The sequence below is a fragment of the Dermabacter sp. HSID17554 genome (genome assembly GCF_003989295.1).
Taxonomy (GTDB): Bacteria; Actinomycetota; Actinomycetes; order Actinomycetales; family Dermabacteraceae; genus Dermabacter; species Dermabacter vaginalis.
Genome location: NZ_RBLW01000006.1, coordinates 62150 through 82771, shown reverse-complemented (window position 1 = coordinate 82771; position 20622 = coordinate 62150). Strand labels below are relative to the sequence as shown.

General features: G+C 63.4%; 21 protein-coding genes. 18 read left to right on the top strand and 3 right to left on the bottom strand.

The features are described from left to right. Window positions 1–69: 69 nt before the first annotated feature. The gene (locus tag D8M36_RS09290; RefSeq protein WP_065248232.1) at window positions 70–699 is read right to left on the bottom strand and encodes an RDD family protein; all 630 of its coding nucleotides are present in this window, start codon (window positions 697–699) and stop codon (window positions 70–72) included. Window positions 700–793: 94 nt separating this feature from the next. Here D8M36_RS09290 and D8M36_RS09285 point away from each other — a divergent pair, with 94 nt between their 5' ends. The 16 genes from D8M36_RS09285 to miaB all read left to right on the top strand — a co-directional run bounded on the left by D8M36_RS09285 (window position 794) and on the right by miaB (window position 17271). Beyond that, complete coding sequence (locus D8M36_RS09285) at window positions 794–2152, top strand: M16 family metallopeptidase (RefSeq protein ID WP_126848447.1); 1359 nt, start codon at window positions 794–796, stop codon at window positions 2150–2152. 38 nt (window positions 2153–2190) lie between these two features. Then, on the top strand, window positions 2191–2949 hold the full coding sequence (gene dapB / locus D8M36_RS09280; protein ID WP_126848445.1) for a 4-hydroxy-tetrahydrodipicolinate reductase: 759 nt from the start codon (window positions 2191–2193) through the stop codon (window positions 2947–2949). A gap of 67 nt (window positions 2950–3016) precedes the next feature. Further along, on the top strand, window positions 3017–3916 hold the full coding sequence (locus D8M36_RS09275) for a hypothetical protein (protein WP_065248229.1): 900 nt from the start codon (window positions 3017–3019) through the stop codon (window positions 3914–3916). Continuing rightward, the gene (locus tag D8M36_RS09270) at window positions 3904–4668 is read left to right on the top strand and encodes an S-layer homology domain-containing protein (RefSeq protein WP_161970248.1); all 765 of its coding nucleotides are present in this window, start codon (window positions 3904–3906) and stop codon (window positions 4666–4668) included. The genes D8M36_RS09275 and D8M36_RS09270 overlap by 13 nt, the downstream gene beginning before the upstream one ends. A gap of 33 nt (window positions 4669–4701) precedes the next feature. Then, window positions 4702–5418, top strand: coding sequence for an HAD-IA family hydrolase (locus tag D8M36_RS09265; RefSeq protein WP_126848441.1), 717 nt, complete (start codon window positions 4702–4704; stop codon window positions 5416–5418). A 55-nt stretch (window positions 5419–5473) separates the two neighbouring features. Continuing rightward, window positions 5474–6193 carry an FAD-dependent thymidylate synthase gene (thyX, locus tag D8M36_RS09260; RefSeq protein ID WP_074298054.1) on the top strand — a complete coding sequence of 240 codons (720 nt, stop codon included), beginning with the start codon at window positions 5474–5476 and terminating at the stop codon, window positions 6191–6193. Further along, on the top strand, window positions 6190–7107 hold the full coding sequence (dapA, locus tag D8M36_RS09255) for a 4-hydroxy-tetrahydrodipicolinate synthase (RefSeq protein WP_126848439.1): 918 nt from the start codon (window positions 6190–6192) through the stop codon (window positions 7105–7107). Before thyX ends, dapA begins: the two co-directional genes overlap by 4 nt. Before the next feature lie 15 nt (window positions 7108–7122). Further along, window positions 7123–8814: a ribonuclease J gene (locus D8M36_RS09250; protein WP_126848437.1), complete on the top strand. Its 1692-nt coding sequence runs from the start codon at window positions 7123–7125 to the stop codon at window positions 8812–8814. Between the two features lie 99 nt (window positions 8815–8913). Continuing rightward, window positions 8914–11796 (top strand): FtsK/SpoIIIE family DNA translocase, encoded by a 2883-nt coding sequence (locus tag D8M36_RS09245; protein ID WP_126848435.1) that lies wholly within the window; start codon window positions 8914–8916, stop codon window positions 11794–11796. Window positions 11797–11832: 36 nt separating this feature from the next. Beyond that, on the top strand, window positions 11833–12426 hold the full coding sequence (gene pgsA, locus D8M36_RS09240) for a CDP-diacylglycerol--glycerol-3-phosphate 3-phosphatidyltransferase (RefSeq protein ID WP_065248223.1): 594 nt from the start codon (window positions 11833–11835) through the stop codon (window positions 12424–12426). Between the two features lie 5 nt (window positions 12427–12431). Continuing rightward, window positions 12432–12947 carry a CinA family protein gene (locus tag D8M36_RS09235; RefSeq protein WP_126848433.1) on the top strand — a complete coding sequence of 172 codons (516 nt, stop codon included), beginning with the start codon at window positions 12432–12434 and terminating at the stop codon, window positions 12945–12947. 225 nt (window positions 12948–13172) lie between these two features. After that, entirely contained in the window at window positions 13173–13484 is a 312-nt protein-coding gene (locus D8M36_RS09230; RefSeq protein ID WP_126848460.1) for a helix-turn-helix domain-containing protein, read from the top strand. A gap of 5 nt (window positions 13485–13489) precedes the next feature. Next, window positions 13490–13717 (top strand): DUF3046 domain-containing protein, encoded by a 228-nt coding sequence (locus tag D8M36_RS09225; RefSeq protein ID WP_126848431.1) that lies wholly within the window; start codon window positions 13490–13492, stop codon window positions 13715–13717. Window positions 13718–13933: 216 nt separating this feature from the next. After that, the gene (gene recA / locus D8M36_RS09220; RefSeq protein ID WP_065248220.1) at window positions 13934–15022 is read left to right on the top strand and encodes a recombinase RecA; all 1089 of its coding nucleotides are present in this window, start codon (window positions 13934–13936) and stop codon (window positions 15020–15022) included. Continuing rightward, complete coding sequence (locus D8M36_RS09215; RefSeq protein WP_238638442.1) at window positions 15000–15680, top strand: regulatory protein RecX; 681 nt, start codon at window positions 15000–15002, stop codon at window positions 15678–15680. The genes recA and D8M36_RS09215 overlap by 23 nt, the downstream gene beginning before the upstream one ends. A 40-nt stretch (window positions 15681–15720) precedes the next feature. Next, a complete protein-coding gene (gene miaB, locus D8M36_RS09210) occupies window positions 15721–17271 on the top strand; it encodes a tRNA (N6-isopentenyl adenosine(37)-C2)-methylthiotransferase MiaB (protein WP_126848428.1) in 1551 nt (516 codons plus the stop codon). Window positions 17272–17298: 27 nt separating this feature from the next. Here the strand turns inward: miaB and D8M36_RS09205 are convergent, their stop codons facing one another. Beyond that, window positions 17299–17769, bottom strand: a complete 471-nt coding sequence (locus D8M36_RS09205; protein WP_126848426.1) for a YbjN domain-containing protein — start codon at window positions 17767–17769, stop codon at window positions 17299–17301. A gap of 113 nt (window positions 17770–17882) precedes the next feature. Between D8M36_RS09205 and miaA the strand changes: the two genes are divergently transcribed. Both miaA and dapF read left to right on the top strand, forming a co-directional pair. Beyond that, window positions 17883–18869, top strand: coding sequence for a tRNA (adenosine(37)-N6)-dimethylallyltransferase MiaA (miaA, locus tag D8M36_RS09200; RefSeq protein ID WP_126848424.1), 987 nt, complete (start codon window positions 17883–17885; stop codon window positions 18867–18869). A gap of 31 nt (window positions 18870–18900) precedes the next feature. Continuing rightward, complete coding sequence (gene dapF / locus D8M36_RS09195; RefSeq protein ID WP_126848422.1) at window positions 18901–19785, top strand: diaminopimelate epimerase; 885 nt, start codon at window positions 18901–18903, stop codon at window positions 19783–19785. A 43-nt stretch (window positions 19786–19828) separates the two neighbouring features. Here the strand turns inward: dapF and D8M36_RS09190 are convergent, their stop codons facing one another. Next, the gene (locus D8M36_RS09190) at window positions 19829–20458 is read right to left on the bottom strand and encodes a class I SAM-dependent methyltransferase (RefSeq protein ID WP_126848420.1); all 630 of its coding nucleotides are present in this window, start codon (window positions 20456–20458) and stop codon (window positions 19829–19831) included. Window positions 20459–20622: the final 164 nt, after the last annotated feature.

The window sequence follows — 20622 nt, the reverse complement described above, 5'->3', positions numbered from 1 at the left end:
GACGTGCAAGACCAAAGGGTGGGCGGCCAGGATTTCCTGGCCGCCCACCCTTTGAATGAGAGGAAGAGATTAGCTATTGGCGATAACGACGGTCTTCGCGACCTTGTCGTGCCAGCCCTGCTGACGGCCCGTGCTATCGAACAGGGGCGAGAGCCAGCACGCGAGCGCGGCGAGCCCACCCACGATGGGAATGATGCCTATGAGGCCGGGGAGCGCGAAGCGGAGAGCTGCGTTGACAAGTCGAGGTGCCTCACCTGTCTCGAGGCTCACAACCTTGATCTTCATGGCCATTTTCCCGAGAGTTGCGCCGAAGCGTGCGAGCATGAGGGTTTCGTAGACGAGACCGGCGATCGCGATGAAGAGAATTCCGACCCCGGTAACGATCATGGCCAGCCCGAATCCGGCATCGGAGCCGCCACTCGCCGACGCGATGGCACCGATGATGCCACCGAGGATGACAGCGGCGATGCCACCAGCGAAGCCGGCAATGAGAGCATCGATGATACGGGCAAGAGCACGCTGACCGACGCTCGCGAGAGTGCGGGTACCCTTACCGGGGATCTCTATGCTTCCGGCTCCCGGACCGGATGACTGCTGACCAAAGCTCTGCTGAGCAGTGCCCTGCTGCCCCTGACCGTACTGGGGCTGCTGAGAACCGTGAGGCTGCTGCGGCTGGAAACTTGGAGTGGGATTCGACATTCTGCTCCTTGGGAGATGGACAACGACGGCGCGACAACGGAGTGCACGCGCCTTTAGAGTAATGCACACCACTAGACGAAGGAACGCTTTTTCCATGCCAGTTTCGCTCGACCTTACGGCAGGTCTCGATCAGGTTCTCCATGAACAGGAGGGCGCCTTCACGCGCCGCTCGATTCTTCCCGGGGGCGTGCGCTTGCTGACGGAACGTGACCCGGGTGTGCGCTCGGCAAGCGTCGGATTCTGGCTCCCCGTGGGCTCGCGCGATGAAAAACCTGAGCACGCCGGCTCCACTCACTTTCTCGAGCATCTCCTCTTTAAAGGCACGCCCACGAGGAGTGCGCTCGACATCGCGCGAGCGTTTGACGAGGTGGGCGGCGAATCGAACGCCGTGACCGCGAAGGAGCACACGTGCTATTACGCGCGTGTACGCTCGGTCGACTTGCCCATGGCCCTGGCGACCCTCGCGGACATGGTCACGAGCGCGTCGATCGCGAGTGACGCTTTTACAACGGAGCGCGAGGTGATCCTCGAAGAACTTGCGATGGCCGAAGATGATCCCACCGATGTGGGCCACGAGGCTCTCATCGCCTCCGTGCTCGGTGAGGGCACCGCGCTCGGGAGGCCAGTGGGCGGAACGCCCGCCACGATTAACGATGTCTCAGTTGAGTCCGTGCGCGAGCACTATCGCGCGCACTACGTCGGCGCGAACCTCGTGGTGACGGCAGTGGGGGACGTCGATCACGACGAGGTGGCCGCCATACTTCTCGAGAACCTCGCAAAAGGTGGTTGGGAACTCAACAGCGGTGAGGCTCCGCGCCCGCGCCGGGCACAGCAAGGCTTTGCCTACCCGACGGCGAGCGGCGAGAATCGTGGCGTCGAGGCACTCAAGGCCGGTGCGGTCACGAAGCGTCTCGTGCGCGAGACGGAGCAAACGCATCTTTTCCTTGGCGGCCCTGCGATCCCGGCGTGGGACGAGCGGCGGCATTCGTTGAGTGTCGCCATGGCGATCCTCGGTGGAGGAATGAGCTCGCGCCTTTTTCAGGAGGTGCGGGAAAAGCGCGGCCTCGCCTATTCGGTGTACGGCTTCACGGCGGCCTATCGCGATGCTGGCCTCGCTGGCCTCTATGCCGCGTGCCGCCCGATGAACGCTGAGCAGGTCGCGAAACTTTTGCTCGAGGAGACCGAGAGGATCGCGACCGACGGCATCGATAGCGATGAGCTCGCTCGCACGCTTGGGCACATTTCCGGTTCGATGGCGCTCGGGCTCGAGGATACGCAATCGCGCATGGCTCGTCTTGCCACGGCGGAGCTTGTGCTCGGCTCGTACCGCACCGTCGACGAGGCGCTCGAGGCGTTCCATGCCGTGACGCGCGAGAGCGTCCGCGAGATCGCCTCCGAGGTTGCGTCGGCGCTTGCCGTGCGCGTCGACGTGGGACGCGATAGCGTCGCCTGACATACTTGGCACCGGTACACGCACACGAGGAGACGGTCATGAGTATTCGCGTAGGAGTTATCGGTTCGGCAGGGCGCATGGGAAGCGAAGTCGTGCGCGCGCTCGAAGGCGCACGTGATCTCGAATTCGTTCGCGGAATCACGGCGGAGGACTCCCTCGATCAGCTGCTCGACGAGAACGGCGCACGCCTCGTTGACGTCGCCGTGGACTTCACGCTTCCGAGCGTGACGAAGGCGAATGTGCTGTGGCTCGTTCAGCACGGCATCCACGCGGTTGTGGGGGCAACGGGTTGGGACGATGACGCGCTCGCCGAGGTTCGCGCCGCCCTCAAGGCTTCTCCCGAGACGGGCGTGCTCATCGCGCCGAACTTCGCGATTGGGGCGGTTCTCGCTATGAGCTTTGCGCGCACGGCTGCCCGCTTTTACGAAAGTGCCGAGGTTATCGAGCTGCACCACCCCGATAAGGTCGATGCGCCGTCGGGGACCGCGCTCCACACGGCTCGTGCGATCGCCGAGGGGCGCACAGACGGCAGGCTCGGCCCGTCCCCTGACGCAACCGAACGAGACCCTCACGGTGCGCGTGGCGCTGACATCAATGGCGTGCACGTGCATGCCGTGCGCCTGCGCGGCCTCGTGGCGCACGAGGAGATTCTCTTCGGCAATGCTGGTGAACAGCTGACGATCCGCCACGACTCTTTTGATCGCGTGAGTTTCATGCCCGGCGTGCTCCACGGCGTGCGCGAGGTAGCCTCTCATCCCGGTCTCACGGTGGGGCTAGAGAACTACCTTTCGCTGTAAGGTAGGTGGCGTCGGAATTGCCGCCCACCTCTTACGCCCGCACGCTTGCCCGAGGAGGCTCTGCCCTATGCCCGAGAACCCGCCCACGCATGCCCTTGCGCGCGCGTTCGCGGCACTCGCGCCCGAGCGGCCCCTCGCCCTGTGGGGCTCGAGTTCGATGGAAGGCGGTCTCGGTGCCGAGCACACGCCTCGACCGGTATACGTCCACGAGGAAGTTGCGAATGCAATGAACCCCGTCCCGGTCACGAATCTCGCGTACGGCGCGCAGTTTTCGGGGCACACGACGATTCTTCGTGGACTCGACACGCCCATGGTGCATATCCCGGAGGGGTACCGCGGCGGACGCGTCAAGGTGCGCGTGGACGCGGATGTCCCGGGAATGTGGTCCTTCACGTGCCACGGGCGGCTGTCGAGTGGGGTGAGCGGAACGCTTACCGGTACGCCGGAGAATCAGTGGTTTTTTGAGTCCGACGGAGGCCCGGCCACATCGGGTGAATTCACGTCGTCGTGGAAAGCCACGACTGAGACGTGGCGCCACGTGGTGTGGACGGGCAAGAACAACATCGTGCAGCGGGAGCGAGTTCTGAGCGATGTTGAGCGGCTTGTTGCCGCGGCACGCACCCCGGAAACGGACGCGATCGTGCTCGGCCAGTGGGTCACGAAAAATGACCTCGATGCACCCGAGAAAATCAAGGCAATCCATGCGGTCAACGCCGCGCAGCGTGCCGCCTACGGCGCCCGCTTCGTGGATGTGCAAGCCCTCCTGACGAGCGAGGAGGCTCTTCGCGCGGAGCCAATTGCCTCGCTCAAGCTCCAGGACCGTACCGAAACGCGCACCGAGCTCGACCAGGGAATCGTCCCGACTCCGCTCAGGGGGAGCGACGGTATTCATTTGAGCGGGTGGGGCAACCTTCTTGTCTCGTGGGCGCTCATCGAGAAAATGAAGGAGCTCAAGTGGATGGCGTGAGGGGGGTACGTTCGGACGCGGCGGGTCTCATCACGACGCGACGCGCGCTGCTCGCTTCGCTTGTGGGGATCGCGGGGATTGCCGCGCTCAAGCTGCGGCCCGCGACCGCGACGAAGCCCGCGGCTGAGATCGTCGCCGACCCCTCGGGAACATACGCGGAGGCGATCCAATGGCTCGTTGACAATGACCTTTTTGACACGGCGCGCGAGGGAACGTTCCTTCCAGGAGCCGATGTCACGCGCGAGGACGCCGCAATCATGCTTTATCGGCTCGCGGGCGCTCCCGAGCGCAAAACTCTCGACCTCGAGCCGTACCGCGATATTGAGAAAACGGCTCGAAGCTACCGCGAAATCATGTGGATGCGCGGTCAGGCGCTGTTCTTCGGAGAGTACGACGCGACGTTCCAGCCGACCGAGCCCGTGACGCGTGCCGAGGGATGTTCCTTCCTCGCGCGCCTGCTTCGCGGGATGCTCACCGCGCACCTCGCGGCGGGAGGGTCGGCGCTCCCACCCGAGATCGACTCCTTCGTGGACGTACCCGAGACCCACGCGCGGTTTAAGGATATCGAGTGGGCTCGTGCAGCCGGGGTTCTCGGGCGGGATCTCGTGCAGCGCGAGGCCCCCGGTGGGGGCGGGTCCGACGCTTCCTCGCCCGTGATCGACGCTCAATTCCGGCCGGACGATACCCTCGTGAGAGGGGAATTCGCGGAAATGCTCCGGCGTGCGAATGCCCTCTTCGAGGATGCCCGGTAGGCGGGCGTCCACACCTCGACCAAGGAGTCACACGTGACACACAAGGCGGCGACACTCGACGGGTGCGCACGGGGAACGGTTCTCGCTCGCGCACAAGCAATCCTCCTCGACTCCGATGGCACTCTCGTCGATTCCACGCGCAGCGTCGAGGCGAGCTGGGACAAACTCCTCGGTGACGAGGGCGCGGGGCGGTTTGAAAAGCATTATCACGGTCAACCGGCGAGGCGGGTGTTGCGGCTCGCAATGCCCGACATCAGCGAGGAAAGGCTCGAGGAACTTTTCAACCGGGTCGAGGGCTACGAAATTGCGAGCGCGAGCGATGTCGAGGCGTTTGACGGCACCGCGCGCTTCCTCAGCGAGCTCGAGAAGGCCAAGGCAGCGCTTTCGCGCGAGTGCTGGGCGATCGCGACGAGTTGCACGCGCCCTCTCTTTGAGGTGCGCTATCGGCCCCTCTCGCTCCCATTTCCCTCGGTTCTTGTGACGGCGGACCAGGTCACGCATGGCAAGCCCGATCCCGAGCCCTATCTCCTCGCGGCGGAGCGGCTTGGCGTCGAGGCCAAGGATTGCCTCGTGGTCGAGGATGCTCCGGGCGGTCTCGAGTCAGCTCGCGCGGCGGGGGCCTTTGTCGTGAGTGTTCTCAACAGCGCGGGCGAAGGTACCGTCGGCCCGCTCGCTGATCTCGTGATCCCCTCACTCGCGGATGTGTCGATCGAAGCGCGCGAGGGTGAGCTTGTGCTCCTTGCGCGGTGAGCGCCACGCGGGAACTTCCGGTATTTAAACTGCTTGGTCAATTAGGGTGAGACATATGAGCGAAATAGTGTTCCGATCCGATGTGACGGTCGACCTTGTGCGGTCGCAGGCCTCCGATTCCGATGTCATTTTTGCCGCGCGAGTCTCGACTCAGGGGGAGAAGTCGAAGAGTGCCGTGGGCACCGATGCCTCCGATCGCGACAAGGGCCTCATCAACTACCTCATGCGCGATCGGCACGGCTCGCCTTTTGAGCACAACAGCTTCACGTTCTACGTTGAGGCGCCGATCTTCGTGTTCCGCGAATTCATGCGCCACCGGATCGCCTCGTACAACGAAGAGTCGGGCCGGTACCGCCAGATGCGCCCGATCTTCTACGTGCCCGGGCCCGAGCGCAAGCTCGTCCAAAAAGGCAAGCCCGGTGCCTACGACTTCTATGAGGGTAGCCCCGAGCAGCACGCGCTCGTCACGAAGGCTTACAAAGCACAGTGTGAGAGCGCCTACGCCGCCTATCTCGAGATGCTTGAGGCTGGTGTGGCACGTGAGGTCGCGCGGGGTGTTCTGCCGCTTACGCTCTTCAGCTCGATGTACGTGACCGTCAATGCCCGAAGCATGATGAACTTCCTGTCGCTGCGTACCAAGCGTGAAGGTTCGCACTTCCCGTCATTCCCGCAGCGCGAAATCGAGATGGTCGCCGAAAAGATCGAAGAATTCTTTGCCGAGGCGATGCCCCTCACCTACGAGGCGTTTAACGCGGGCGGGCGGGTGGCGCCGTGAGTCAAGAAGCACCGGTTTTTGGGCGTCTCGGCGTCGCTATCGTCACGCCCTTCACTGAGGATCTCGAGAAGGTCGATCACGAGGCTCTCGCCGGCCTCGCGCGTCATCTCGTCGACGAAGGCCACGATCTCATCGTCGCGAACGGCACGACGGGCGAATCGCCCACCACGAGCGATGAGGAAAAGCTCGCGATCCTCGCGACCGTGCGCGAGGCAGTCGGTGCGGATGTCACTCTTCTCGCAGGTGCGGGCACGAACGATACGCGTCACTCGGTCGCGCTCGCACGCGCGATCAAAGAGGGCGGCAATGCCGACGGCCTCCTGCTCGCTACCCCGTACTACTCCAAGCCCACGCAGCGCGGCCTCATCAACCACACGCTCGAGATCGTGAATGCTGTGGATTTGCCCGTCATGCTTTACGACATCCCCGGGCGCTCGGGCATCCCGATCGAGTACGAGAGCGCCGTTGAGCTCTCGCAGCATCCAAACGTCGTTGCGCTCAAGGAAGCCAAGGGCGATATGCATGAGGCCTCCAAGCTCATCCGTGACACGAGCCTCGATATCTACTCGGGTGAAGACGCGCTCAACCTGCCCTGGCTGTCGATCGGTGCGGTTGGAACCGTGTCCGTCACGAGCCACCTCACCGGCAGGCTCGACCGCCTCATGTTCGACGCTCTCGAGGGTGGCGACCTTGCGCTCGCGCAGCGCCTCCACGCCTCGCGCGTGGACTTTGTTGACGCCATCATGAACCAGGGCCCCGGGACCATGGCGATAAAAGAGGCCCTCACACACCTCGGCGTGCTCCCGCACGCCGCTTGCCGCGCCCCGCTCGGAACAGTCGAGCCGGAGGTTGCGGCCCGCATCCATGCCGCGGTGGACGCCTACGAGGGCGTCCTCGCGCAGTACACCAGCTGAAGAATCTAGGACACCGTGACTACACCCTTTTCCACGAAACTTGGGACCCCTCCAAAGCTCAAGAACAACACCCTCCGCGTGACCCCACTCGGTGGTCTCGGCGAGGTCGGCCGCAACATGACCGTCTTCGAATACGAGGGCCGGCTCCTCATCGTTGACTGCGGCGTGCTGTTCCCCGAGGAGGCCCAGCCGGGCGTCGACCTCATCCTCCCGGACTTCCGCTCCATTGAGGACCGTCTCGATGATGTCGCCGCCATCGTGCTTACGCACGGCCACGAAGACCACATCGGTGCGGTGCCATACCTTTTGCGTCTCAAGCCTGACATCCCTCTTGTGGGCAGTCAGCTGACGCTCGCGTTCGTAGAGGCGAAGCTCCGCGAGCACCGCATTAAGCCGTACACACTCGCCGTGAAGGAAGGCGATGTCGAGAAGTTCGGCGCTTTTGAATGCGAGTTCGTTGCCGTAAACCACTCGATCCCGGACGCGCTCGCGGTCGCGATCCGCACCGAGGCCGGTACCGTGCTGCACACGGGTGACTTCAAGATGGACCAGCTCCCGCTGGACGGACGCCTGACCGATCTTCGCGCTTTTGCGCGCCTTGGCGAAGAGGGCGTGGATCTGTTCCTCGTGGATTCGACCAACGCCGAGGTCCCCGGCTTCACTGTTAAGGAACGCGAAATCGGCCCCGTGCTCGATAGTCTCTTTGCGCGTGCACAGCAGAAGATCGTCGTCGCGAGCTTCTCGAGCCACGTGCACCGCGTGCAACAGGTGCTCGATTCGGCGTACGCGCACGGGCGCAAGGTCGCGTTCGTGGGCCGCTCGATGGTACGCAACATGACGATTGCGGCTGATATGGGCTACCTCAGGGTCCCCGAGAACACGCTCATCGACCTCAAAAAGGCCGATGACATTCCCGATCACAAGATCGTGTACATGTGCACGGGCAGCCAGGGCGAGCCGATGGCGGCGCTCGGGCGCATCGCGAACCGCAATCACCGCGTCGAGGTGGGCGAGGGCGATATCGTGATCCTTGCCTCCTCCCTCATTCCGGGCAATGAAAACGATGTCTTCCGCGTGATGAATGGACTCATGGAGCTTGGCGCCGAGGTCGTGCACCAGGCCAATGCACGCGTGCATGTCTCCGGTCACGCGAGCGAAGGCGAACTGCTCTACTGCTACAACATCCTGCGCCCGAAGAACGTGATGCCCGTGCACGGCGAGGTTCGACACCTCATCGCGAACGGCAAAATCGCGCAGTCGTCGGGCATCCCGCGCGAGAACATCGTGCTCGCGAAGGACGGCACGGTCGTGGACCTCAAGGATGGCGTAGCGCGCGCGGTCGGTGAGGTCGAAGTTGGCTACGTGTACGTGGACGGCTCGAGTGTGGGCGAAGTGAGCGAGGCCGATCTCAAGGATCGCCGCATCCTCGCGGAAGAAGGCTTCATTTCCTTGTTTGCCGTGGTCAATAGTGAAACGCGCGAGCTCATTGCCGGGCCCGAGATCCACTCGCGAGGCATCGCCGAGGACGACGAGGTGTTTGAGCGGATCAAGCCCGACATCATCAAGGCGCTTCACAAGGCGATTGAAGACGAGAAGGGGCACGACACGCATCAGCTTCAGCAGGCGATGCGGCGCGTCGTGGGTCGCTTCCTCTCGCAGCGCCTTCGCCGCAAGCCCATGATTATCCCCGTGGTTGTCGAGGCCTGAGACAGGCACCCCTCCAATTCACGAGATCGACCCCTGTGTGATTCACACGCCGGGGCCGATCTCGTGACGATTGTGCCTTTCGCCGGGTAGATTGAAAACATGGCGACACGTACGACTTCCCCCGCACGTGCGTCGAAAGGAACCTCCCGAGGCTCGTCCTCCGGGACCTCGCGCACGAAGGGTGCGCCTACGGATCCCTCGACGCTTCCACTCCCGGTGCGCGCACTGCGCGTCGGGTACCTTGGCGTTGCCCGCGCTGTCGGCGGCTTCGTTCGAGGCATCGGCATTCAGCGATGGGAGGTGGCTTACGAGGAGCGCCGCGATGGCTTCGCGTTCTTCCTGGGTCTCCTTGCGCTTGTGCTTATCGTTCCCGAGTGGTTCCAGGTGCGCGAGTGGGGCTTCGGTTGGATCCACACCGTTGCCGCAAGTTCGTTTGGGGCGATTGCCGTATTGCTCCCTCTGCTTCTTGGGCTCTGGTCGGTTCGCATGTTCCGCAGGCCCGATCTTGTTCACGCGAACGGTCGCCTCTTTGCGGGGCTGCTCATGTTCGTGTTCGCGCTGTGCACGGTTTCGTCGGTAAGCGCGCGCATCCCCACTCCTTCTGACGGCGTGGAAGCGCTTGCACGCGGCGGTGGCGTGTGTGGCTATCTCGTGGCGGCGCCCCTCGCGACCGTCCTGCCTGGCTGGGTGATCGTCACTCTTGGGATCGTCCTCGCCCTGTTCTCCATTCTCGTGCTCACCGCAACGCCGCTCGGCCAGATCGGCACGCGCCTTACGGGGGTTTACGGGGCCCTCGTGGGGCGGGGAGAGCGCGAGGAGGCGGAACGTGAGGCCTTCGGTCTAGGCCGACGCTTGCAGGCCAGCGACGATGCCGAGAGGCATATCGACGGGGGGCAAAAGATGCACCGCCGGGTCGGTGATTTCTTGCGCCGCAAGAAGCACGGCGGCGATGGCGATACCGAAAATCTCGAGCCGAGCGTCGACCATGTCGCCTTCGGCTACGAAGGCGACGGGGCCTATCGCCAGGGCGCCGAAAGTGAGAACGCTGAAACGACGCCCCTTCCGCGCACCGCGAAGAAACAGCGCCCGAAGGACGCCTCTGCCTCCGCCGCGACCGAGAAGAGCGGCACCGACACTGCTCCTTACGACTACCTCGACGCTGAGAACAGCCGGAAGAAGGAGTTTCCGAAGGCGGCGAAGCGAGCGTCGGAACTCGAAAATGCCCCGACCGCTGCCGTGCCGAGCGTGCCCGCGCCTGCCCAGCCCACGCGGGAGCTCACCCCGCCGAAGGGGGAGGGCCTGAAGGGCCCACACTCGCAGCCCGAGCTCGAGGTCGAGACTGCCTACCCGCTTCCGAGCCCGGACATGCTCGTGGCCGGGCCGCCTGCGAAGGCGCGCTCCGAAGCGAACGATCGCGTGGTTGACGCTCTCGGCGAGGTCTTCGAGCAGTTCAACGTTAACGCCGAGGTCGTGGGTTTCTCGCGCGGCCCGACCGTGACGCGCTACGAGGTCGAGCTCGGCCCCGGCACGAAGGTCGAAAAGGTCACGGCCCTCTCGAACAATATCGCCTACGCGGTCGCGAGTGCCGATGTGCGCATCATTTCGCCGATCCCCGGCAAGAAGGCCATCGGCATCGAGATTCCGAATGCGGACCGCGAAACCGTTGCCCTCGGCGACGTCCTGCGTAGCGGCGTAGCCACCGCCAACGAACACCCCATGGTGATGGGCCTCGGCAAGGATGTCGAGGGCGGATTTGTGATTGCGAATCTCGCGAAGATGCCGCACCTTCTTGTCGCTGGTGCGACAGGCGCCGGTAAGTCGAGCTTCGTGAACTCGATGATCACCTCAATCCTCATGCGCGCAACGCCCGAGGAAGTGCGCATGGTGCTCGTTGACCCGAAGCGCGTTGAGCTCACGATCTACGAAGGTATCCCGCACCTCATTACCCCCATCATCACGAACCCGAAGAAGGCCGCAGAGGCCCTCGAATGGGTCGTGAAGGAAATGGACCACCGCTACGACGATCTCGCCGAATACGGCTTCAAGCACATCGACGATTTCAACAAGGCTGTGCGCGCTGGCCAGGTGAGCCCGCCGCCGGGAAGCGAGCGTGTGCTCGCGCCCTATCCGTATCTTCTTGTGGTCGTCGACGAGCTCGCGGATCTCATGATGGTCGCGCCTCGCGACGTCGAAGCCTCGATTCAGCGCATCACGCAGCTCGCGCGCGCCGCCGGCATCCACCTCGTGCTCGCAACGCAGCGTCCGTCGGTGGACGTCGTCACCGGCATCATCAAGGCGAACGTGCCTTCGCGCCTCGCCTTCGCGACGAGCTCGCTTCAGGACTCGCGCGTGATTCTCGATACGCCAGGTGCGGAGAAGCTCATCGGCCAGGGCGATGCGCTCTTCCACCCCATGGGCAAGGCGAAGGCCATGCGCGTGCAGGGCTCGTGGGTCAATGAATCCGAGATCCACTCGGTCGTCGACTATGTGAAGGCACAGGCCAAGCCGCAATATCGCGAGGACGTGCAGCAGGTCGCGCAAAAGAAGCAGATCGACGACGACATTGGCGATGACCTCGAGGTGCTCCTCCAGGCTGCAGAGCTTGTGGTCACGACACAGTTCGGTTCGACCTCGATGCTTCAGCGCAAACTCCGCGTGGGCTTCGCGAAGGCGGGGCGCCTCATGGACCTTCTCGAGTCGCGCGAAATTGTCGGCCCGAGCGAGGGGTCGAAGGCTCGCGACGTGCTCGTGCGGCCCGAGGACCTCCCGCGTGCGATCGCACTCCTCAAGGGCGAGGACACGGACCTGTACGAAGATTCGCAGGAGAGTTCCGGCTCAGGGGTGGGGGAGCCCGACGCTTCCCCGGGCTCCGATCGCTACGGAAACGATCCGCTCGATCACTCCGAACGTGAAGTGAGCCCCCAGTACTACGACGACGATGATGCCGATGGTGAAGACGCCTGGCAGCTCACGGGCCGCTAAAGGTTCGGGGCACGCAGAGAAAGAAGGGACGACGCCATGAGCGCCTCCGAAAACCCGCGCGTTCCGCTGTGGAATATCGCGAACATCCTCACGATGATCCGCATGGTCATGGTGCCGATCTTCGTGATCGTGGCCGCGCTGTACCACGACGACGTCGCCATGCGGTGGGTCATCGCCGCGATATTCGTGCTCGCGATGCTCACGGACTTCGTCGATGGCTACCTTGCGCGGTCGCGAAATCTCATCACGGATTTCGGCAAGATCATGGATCCAATTGCCGATAAAGCCATGACGGGTGCGGCACTCATCATGCTTTCCGTGTGGGACTATGTTCCGTGGTGGATCACGGTGCTCATTCTGGTGCGCGAGATCGGCATTACCGTCATGCGCTTCACGATCCTCAAGTACGGGGCGCTGCCCGCAAACTTCAGCGGCAAGGCGAAGACGATGATGCAGTCGATCGGTATCACCTTCTGCCTCATGCCCTTCGAACTCCTGTGGCCTCCCGCCTGGTGGATCGGGATCACGCTCATTGTGATCGCCCTCGTACTCACGCTGTGGTCGGGCCTACGCAACGTGAACGACGGTCTGCGCCTTCGCCGTGAGGCCCTCGCACAGAACAACGCATAAGAACGATGGAGGCACCGGTTGTGCAGCATGCGTCGGCACGCGCTCTCCTTGCCGCGTGCGAGGAACGCGGACTGAGCCTCGCGACCGCCGAATCGCTTACGGGCGGGATGCTCGTGGCGCGTCTCGTGGATGTGCCGGGCGCAAGCCGGGTTGTGCAGGGTGGTGCATGCACCTATAGCTTTGAGTCGAAAGCCTCTCTGCTGGGGCTCGACCTCACGGATCTGCGAGAAGGTGGTGCCGTGAGGGGCGAGGTAGCGCGTGCCATGGTGCGCGGCGCCCGACGTGTGTACGGCGCGGATCTCACGATTGCGACGACGGGCGTTGCGGGACCCGGGAGCGATGAGTACGGCAACCCCGAGGGGCTTGCGTTCGTTGCCGTGAGTGGGCCTGATCGTGAAATTGTGCGTGAAGTACGCCTCAGGGGAACGCGCTCGGAGATCCGTGCGGGAGTGGTGGATTTCGCCATCGCGCTCGCGATTGAGGCGTTGACCAGCGAAAACGTGGAAGCGTCGCGCCTTTGACGTGTATGTAACCTGAAAGTCGACGCCTCCTCGCGCCATAGGATGGCGGAACAAGAAGGAATGTTCGTGCGTTGAACGGACGTGAACACGAACAAGAATGCGGGGGCTGGTGCCCCCATACAGCGAAACTGGGTGCGAGCCTCGCAGCCACGCCCCACGTCCGTTCTTGGCCGCAGGCCGGCCACAAAGAAGGACATGACACCGACGAGGAAGGGAGAAACTCGCATGGTGCTCTTCCGCCAGGAACTGGGCGGCGTTTTGCGCGATGCGCGCCGCCGCCAGGGAAAGACCCTGCGCCAGGTGTCAGCCGACGCCCGCGTGTCGCTCGGATATTTGAGTGAGATTGAACGTGGCCAAAAGGAAGCGTCGAGCGAACTGCTCGCCTCCGTCACCGAGGCTCTTGGATACCCGATGTCGGTCATCCTTCGCGAGGTTGCCGATCGCGTGGCCCTCGCGGAAGGCATCGTCATTCCCGACACCGTTCCCGCCGAGCTCGAGCGCGATGTCCAGGGTGCCGAATACGCGCTCGCGCGGTAGCTCGCGTGAGGCGAAGCGAGTTTCGCGAGCTCGCGGCCTATGTGTTTGGTAGTGAGCTCGCGCAAACATACTGCCATGAACTCACGCTCGTTGCCTGCGGAAATCTCAGCGCAAACGAGGCGATTGAAGTCGGCTACCCCGTCAAAGACGTGTGGCACGCGCTCTGCGATGACATGGATGTCCCGCAGCACAGGCGCTGGGAAGTTCCGCCTGAGGCGCGCCCGAGAGCATAGTGCGAGGGTGAGACGTGCGACACGAATCGAACACGCGTGCGCCCAAGAGTGTAAATCGAACAGGTGTTCGTTTACGATGGTGCTGTTCGACCTCCACAGTGGCCGTTGCTCCACATCTGCGCCGGGGTCAAGTTTAAATGTCTCACCCACGTCTACCGTTGAATGTGTCCAGTAAGAGGGCGCCTCGGAACGGGGTGACAAACGAAAGGAACTGCCATGGCAGCTGCCGCCAAGGATCGCGATAAGTCGCTCGAAAATGCGCTCGCGCAGATCGATCGCCAGTTCGGCAAGGGCTCGATTATGCGCCTCGGCGATGACACACGCCCGCCCGTTGAAGTCGTTCCCACAGGATCGGTCGCACTTGACGTGGCGCTCGGCATCGGCGGTCTTCCGCGCGGTCGCGTGGTCGAAATCTACGGCCCGGAATCCAGTGGTAAAACTACGGTCGCTCTCCACGCGATTGCCAATGCACAGCGTGCGGGCGGTATTGCGGCTTTTATCGACGCGGAGCATGCGCTCGATCCGGAATACGCGAAGAAACTCGGCGTTGATATCGACGCGCTTCTCGTGTCGCAGCCGGATACCGGCGAGCAGGCCCTCGAAATCGCCGACATGCTCGTGCGCTCCGGCGCAATCGACGTCCTCGTTGTGGACTCCGTCGCAGCCCTCACGCCGAAAGCGGAAATTGAAGGGGAGATGGGCGATTCCCATGTGGGCCTTCAGGCACGTCTGATGTCGCAAGCGCTTCGTAAGCTCACGGGTGCGCTCTACTCGAGTGGCACGACCGCGATCTTCATCAACCAGCTCCGCGAAAAGATCGGCGTGTTCTTTGGAAGCCCCGAAACCACCACGGGCGGCAAGGCGCTCAAGTTCTACGCCTCGGTGCGCATGGACATCCGCCGCATCGAGACCCTCAAGCAGGGCACGGATGCCGTTGGCAACCGCACTCGCGTGAAGATCGTGAAGAACAAGATGGCTCCGCCCTTCAAACAGGCCGAGTTCGACATCCTTTACGGGGAGGGCATCTCGCGCGAAGGTGGCCTCATCGATCTCGGCGTCGAGAACGGCATCGTGCGCAAGTCTGGTGCCTGGTACACGTACGATGGCGACCAGCTCGGCCAGGGCAAGGAAAACGCGCGTCAGTTCCTTAAAGACAACCCGGATCTCGCCGCCGACATCGAGCAGAAGATCCTCATGAAGCTCGGCATTGGTCAGTATGCAGACGAGGCGGCCAAGCAGGCTGCGGCCGATGCGCCTGTGGGGGATGGCGAATTCGTTGACGATGAAGCACCCGCACAAATCTGAGTGCCAGTCCCTACACTCTGCGGGGGAGGGGGACTGGCGCGAGGGCGTCATCGAGGAGCTTGCCGAGCACATCGCCGCGATAGAAGCGGGGGAAGCCGCACCTGGGGAGGGCAGCAACCCGCATCGCGGAGGGGTTTTTCGCGACAGCGATACGGAGAAAGCTGTCGTGAAGGAATGCCGGTATGTGCTCGGCCTTCTTGCTCATCGGAGCAGAAGTGAAGCCGAGATTCGCTCCAAACTTGCTGAGCGTGTGTGTGACGAGGAGATTCTCGAGGAGATCATGCGGCGCCTCGATGGCGCTGGACTCATTGATGACGAAGCTTTTGCGCGGGCATGGATTGAGCAGCGACGCGCCCATAAGCTCCTCGGGACTGCCGCTCTGAGGCGCGAACTTGAGGGCAAGGGCGTTTCGTCGCGCGATATCAACACGGCTCTCGAGGAAGCGGCTCCCTATGACAGTGAAAAGGAGCGCTGCCAGACCCTCGCCCGCGAGCGGCTCGCAAAGGAACTGCGTAAAAGCGGCGGGGCGGAGAGCCTTGATCGTGGGGCAGTGCTACGGCGCATCGGTGGTGCGCTCGCGCGTCGTGGATACTCGGAGAACCTCACGCTCTTCGTGCTCAACCGTGAGCTCGATGCGGCAGGAGTCACCTGGTCCTGACCGTGCCCACCTACGAGCGGCTACGTATCCTAGGAAGACCATGAGCGAAACAGCGATCCTGAACGACAATGACGCGCCGGCGCGCGGCACCTACCAGGTGCGCACGTTCGGCTGCCAAATGAACGTCCACGACTCCGAGCGCCTCACGGGCCTCCTTGAACAAGCGGGTTACACTCCCGCCGCCGAGGGCGCAGATCCGCTGAACGGCGATGTTGACGTCATCGTGTTCAACACGTGTGCCGTGCGCGAAAACGCCGATAACCGCCTCTACGGCAACCTCGGCCAATTGCGCCCCGCCAAGGATGCGAATCCGAATCTTCAGATCGCCGTGGGCGGTTGCCTCGCCCAAAAGGATCGTTCAACGATTACCGACCGCGCCCCATGGGTCGACGTGGTGTTTGGCACCCACAACATCGGTTCGCTTCCCGTGCTTCTTGATCGCGCACGCGTACAGAAAGAAGCGCAAGTTGAGATTCTCGAGTCGCTCGAGGTATTCCCCTCGACACTGCCCACAAAGCGCGAAAGTGCCTATGCGGGATGGGTGTCGATCTCGGTGGGCTGCAACAACACGTGTACGTTCTGCATCGTCCCTTCGCTACGCGGCAAAGAGAAGGATCGCCGCCCCGGCGAGATCCTCGCTGAAGTTCAGGAGCTCGTGAACCAGGGCGCGCTTGAAGTGACGTTACTTGGGCAAAACGTCAACTCTTACGGTGTTGAATTCGGTGACCGGGGGGCATTCGCGAAACTTCTTCGCGCATGCGGTGAGATCGAGGGGCTCGAGCGCGTGCGTTTCACGTCGCCGCACCCGGCGATGTTCACCGACGATGTGATCGAGGCGATGGCGGAAACTCCGAACGTGATGCCGCAGCTGCACATGCCCCTCCAGTCGGGAAGCGACGCCGTGCTCAAAGCTATGCGCCGCTCGTACCGCTCGAAGAAGTTCCTCGGGATCCTCGAGAAGGTTCGCGAGAAGATCCCACACGCGGCCATCACAACCGACATCATCGTGGGCTTCCCCGGCGAAACCGAGGAGGACTTCCAAAAAACTCTCGACGTAGTGGAGGCGTCGCGCTTTTCAAGCGCCTTCATGTTCCAGTATTCGCCGCGCCCCGGAACGCCCGCCGCGGGAATGGAGGAGCAGATCCCGAAGGCGGTTGTGCAGGAGCGGTTCGAACGTCTCGTCGCTCTTCAGGACCGCATTTCCGCTGAAGAGAACGCGAAAAAGGTTGGCGCTGAAGTGAACGTGCTCATCGCCGAAGGCGAGGGGGAGCGCGATGCCGAGACCCACCGCATTTCGGGCCGAGCCGAAGACGGTCGTCTCGTGCACGTGGCGCTTCCCGAAGGGTATCCAGAGGCGGAAAGGCCACGTCCCGGCGATGTTGTGCGCGCGCGAGTGACCAAAGCTGCGCCGTTTTACCTCATTGCCGATTCGGGCGCAGGCGGTGGTGAGTTCGAGGTGCGTCGCACGCGCGCTGGCGATGCGTGGGAGCGCCGGGAAAATGGCGAAGACGAGCCCGATGCATGCGGGACACCCGGTCCCGGCGGGCCCGTGAGCCTCGGTCTTCCTCGCCTCAGGCGGCCCGGGAGCTAAGGCGCGGCGAGTTTCTGAGGGGTCCGCTCAGGCGTCAGCCTCATCTTGGTCGCTCACTTGCGAGGAGAGGCTCGAGAAGAACGCGACCGTGGTCGAGAGAGCGCAGGTGATCGCGCGGTCGATCGCCTCGTCGCTCACGCCGTAGTAGTAGTCGAAAACCAGCTCACCGTACATCCCGAGCGCAGAATCGTTCTCGCGGCGCACATAGACTTTTGGCCACATCCGCTCCATGTTCCAGTGGTTACAAAGGCGCGTGGCTTCGAGCTTCTGCTGAACAGAGAGAAGCTCATCCCAGCGCCCGCGAACGACGAGAATGTGCGAGTGCTCGCCCGCGACGGCGAACGTGAAAGGATAGTGGTCGAAGCGTGCGCGAAGAACATTGGGCGTGTCATCGTCTTCGACGAAGGCGTAGCCGAGTCGCTCGAGTGATTCCTCGAGACGTTCAATCGTGAGTTTGTTGCCGGCGGGTGCGGCATCATGCGAGTGGCCGTTCGGCATCGGCTGCCTTTCTGTGTGCCCGGCCCGGTGGCCGGGATGCGACGTTTCGCAACCACGCTACCGATTTTCGGCGCACCGCGCGAAACATCTCGGCGAGATCGAAAGGAGACCACGTGTCTCACCCCGCACAGGGTGGCCAAAGCCACGGTGATGCTGCCCGAGAAAGGCCTCCGCTCTTAGTGATCGCCGGGGCAACGGCGACCGGCAAGAGCGCGCTTGCGATTGACGCCGCTGAGCGGCTCGGCGGTGAGGTGATCAATGCCGACGCCCTCCAGTTCTACCGCGGTATGGATGTCGGGACCGCGAAGGTCACCCCGCGTGAGCGCCGAGGGATTCCCCATCACCTTCTCGACATCCTTCACGTCACCGAAGAGGCAAACGTCGCGACTTTTCAACGCGACGCACGCCGTCTCGCGAACGAGATTCGTGAAAGAGGGAAGCTGCCCATCGTCGTTGGCGGCTCGGGCCTCTACGTGCGCGCCTTCACCGACGTGATGGCCTTTCCGCCGTCGGATCCCGCCGTGCGCGCAGAGGTGGAAGCCCATGTGCGCGAGATAGGCACGGCGGCTGCCCACGTCGAGCTCGCTGCGGCAGATCCGGATGCGGCCGCGAAGATTGCGCCGCGAGATGAACGGAGGATCGTGCGCGCCCTCGAAGTCCATCGCTTGACCGGGAAGCCGTTCTCGGCGTTCCTGCCCACCTACACGTTCCACGACCCTGCGATTGCGTACGTTGCCGTGCAACTGGACAGGAGCAAACTCCACGAGCGGGTCGAGGAGCGAGTGCACCGGATGGTGGAGAGCGGGTTTCGCGAGGAAGTGGAGGCCCTCCTTGACGCAGGAATCGAGCAAGGCACAACGGCGCGCCAGGCGATCGGCTACGCGCAACTGATCGCGCACGTGCGCGGCGAGATGAGCCTCGAAGCGGCGATCGAGTCGACGATCACGAACACGCGTCGCCTCGTGCGAAAGCAAGACACGTGGTTCCGCCGCGATAAGCGTCTCACGTGGGTTCCGGGAGAGGATTCCGACGCCGCCTTCGCCATGATCGAGCGCGAGATTGCGCACGCCGCGGAGCAGCCCTCCACCGCTGAGGCGTGAGGTCCCGCCCGGGCGTGCCTATGATCGGGCCATGGCCACTGCATCTTCACGCCCTGAAACTCGCAAAGCTCTCAGCTACGCGAGTGCCACCAAAAACGACTTCGTGATGATCGACGACCCTGCCGGTCGCGGAGAGCTCAACAGCGCACGGGTATGCGAGCTCGCCGGCCCTGCAGGTACCGACGGTGTGATTCGCGCGATCCGCACGCGCTGCCTCGGGGATCCGTCGAGCAAGGGCCTCGAGAACCCGCCCGAGTGGTTCATGGACTACCGAAACGCGGACGGCACGATCGCCCAAATGTGCGGCAATGGTGTGCGGGCCTACGCTGCCTTTCTCATGGATCGCGGCTACGTGCAGGACAGGGTGTTCGACGTGATGACCCGCGCGGGCGTGCGCACCGTTGAGGTGCTCGAGGATGGCCCAGTGTGGCGAGTACGCGTGGGAATGGGACCCGCCACAGTCGAGGGGACGACGCGAATCGTGCGGGTGAGTGACCGATTCCTTGAGGGGACCGATGTCAACGTTGGCAACCCCCACACGGTCGTCGAACTGCCCGAAAATCTTGAACTCGAGAAACTCGACCTCACTGAACGCCCTGATCTTGAGCCCGAGCCCGAAAACGGTACGAATATCGAGTTCGTCGAGACGAAGGGAAAGAGGCACGTCGCCATGCGCGTTTTCGAGAGGGGCGTGGGGGAGACCCTCTCGTGCGGAACGGGCGCGACCGCGGTCGTGGCCGCTCTTGCGGCGGCACGCGGAGACGAGACGCGCGAGCCGTGGCGCGTGGACGTGCGCGGCGGGCGCCTCGAGATCGGCTGGGATGCTTACGGAAACATGACCCTCACGGGCCCTGCGGAGCTCGGCGATCTCAAGGCAGGCGGTCCCGCTCGAGGGTGCGAGGAGCACGAGGGCTAGGCAAGCGTCGGAATTCCGACGCCACCCGTGCCACCGCGCGTGTCTAGCTTTCGGAACACTCCGGGCCCACCCCGAGCAAGCGAAAACCTTTCGAGGAGTGGACCTTTTCGACGTGGCGCGCGGGGAACTGCTTTTCCATCCACGTGGCGAGCGAATCGGCACCGAGGTTCTTGCCCACCACCATCGCGGCGCTTCCCGAGCTGTGAAGCTGCCCGATCCACCGCGTGAGAAGGGCGTGGAGTTCGCTCTTGCCGATGCGGATCGGTGGGTTCGACCAGAGCGCATCGAAGCGCGCGCTCTCGGGGACTTCTTCGGGAGCGGCGACCGTGACGTTCGTGAGGCCAAGACGCTTGGCATTTTCGCGAGTGATGGTGCGGGCGTGGGGATTGATGTCGATTGCCGTGACGTGGCAGTCAGGCTGGAGCAATGCGAGGCTCAGGGCGATCGGCCCCCAGCCACAGCCGACATCGAGAATCTCGCTGCCCGGAGCGATCGGCGCAAAAAGATCCGTGTGCGCGAGAAGAACCGCCGTGGCCTTATCGAGCCCGTCGAAGCTGAAGAGCCCTTTTGCGCTCACGAGGTTCCGCTCGGCACCTGCGAGGTGCACGCGCAGGGCGCGATGTTCGAGGTCTTTGCCGGGCGTGGGGGAGAAATAGTGGGCGTGGCTTGTCACAGTGAGGAGTGTAGTGGCGCAGCACGCGAAAAGCTCCCCTTGGCGGGAAGGACGTGACACACTTATACGCATGCCTCATGCGAGGCCCCGCACGAGAGAACCTGGAGTACACGCGCACTTGACCCCCTTCGTCCCCGATCACGAATTCGAGACCCCCAACGCAC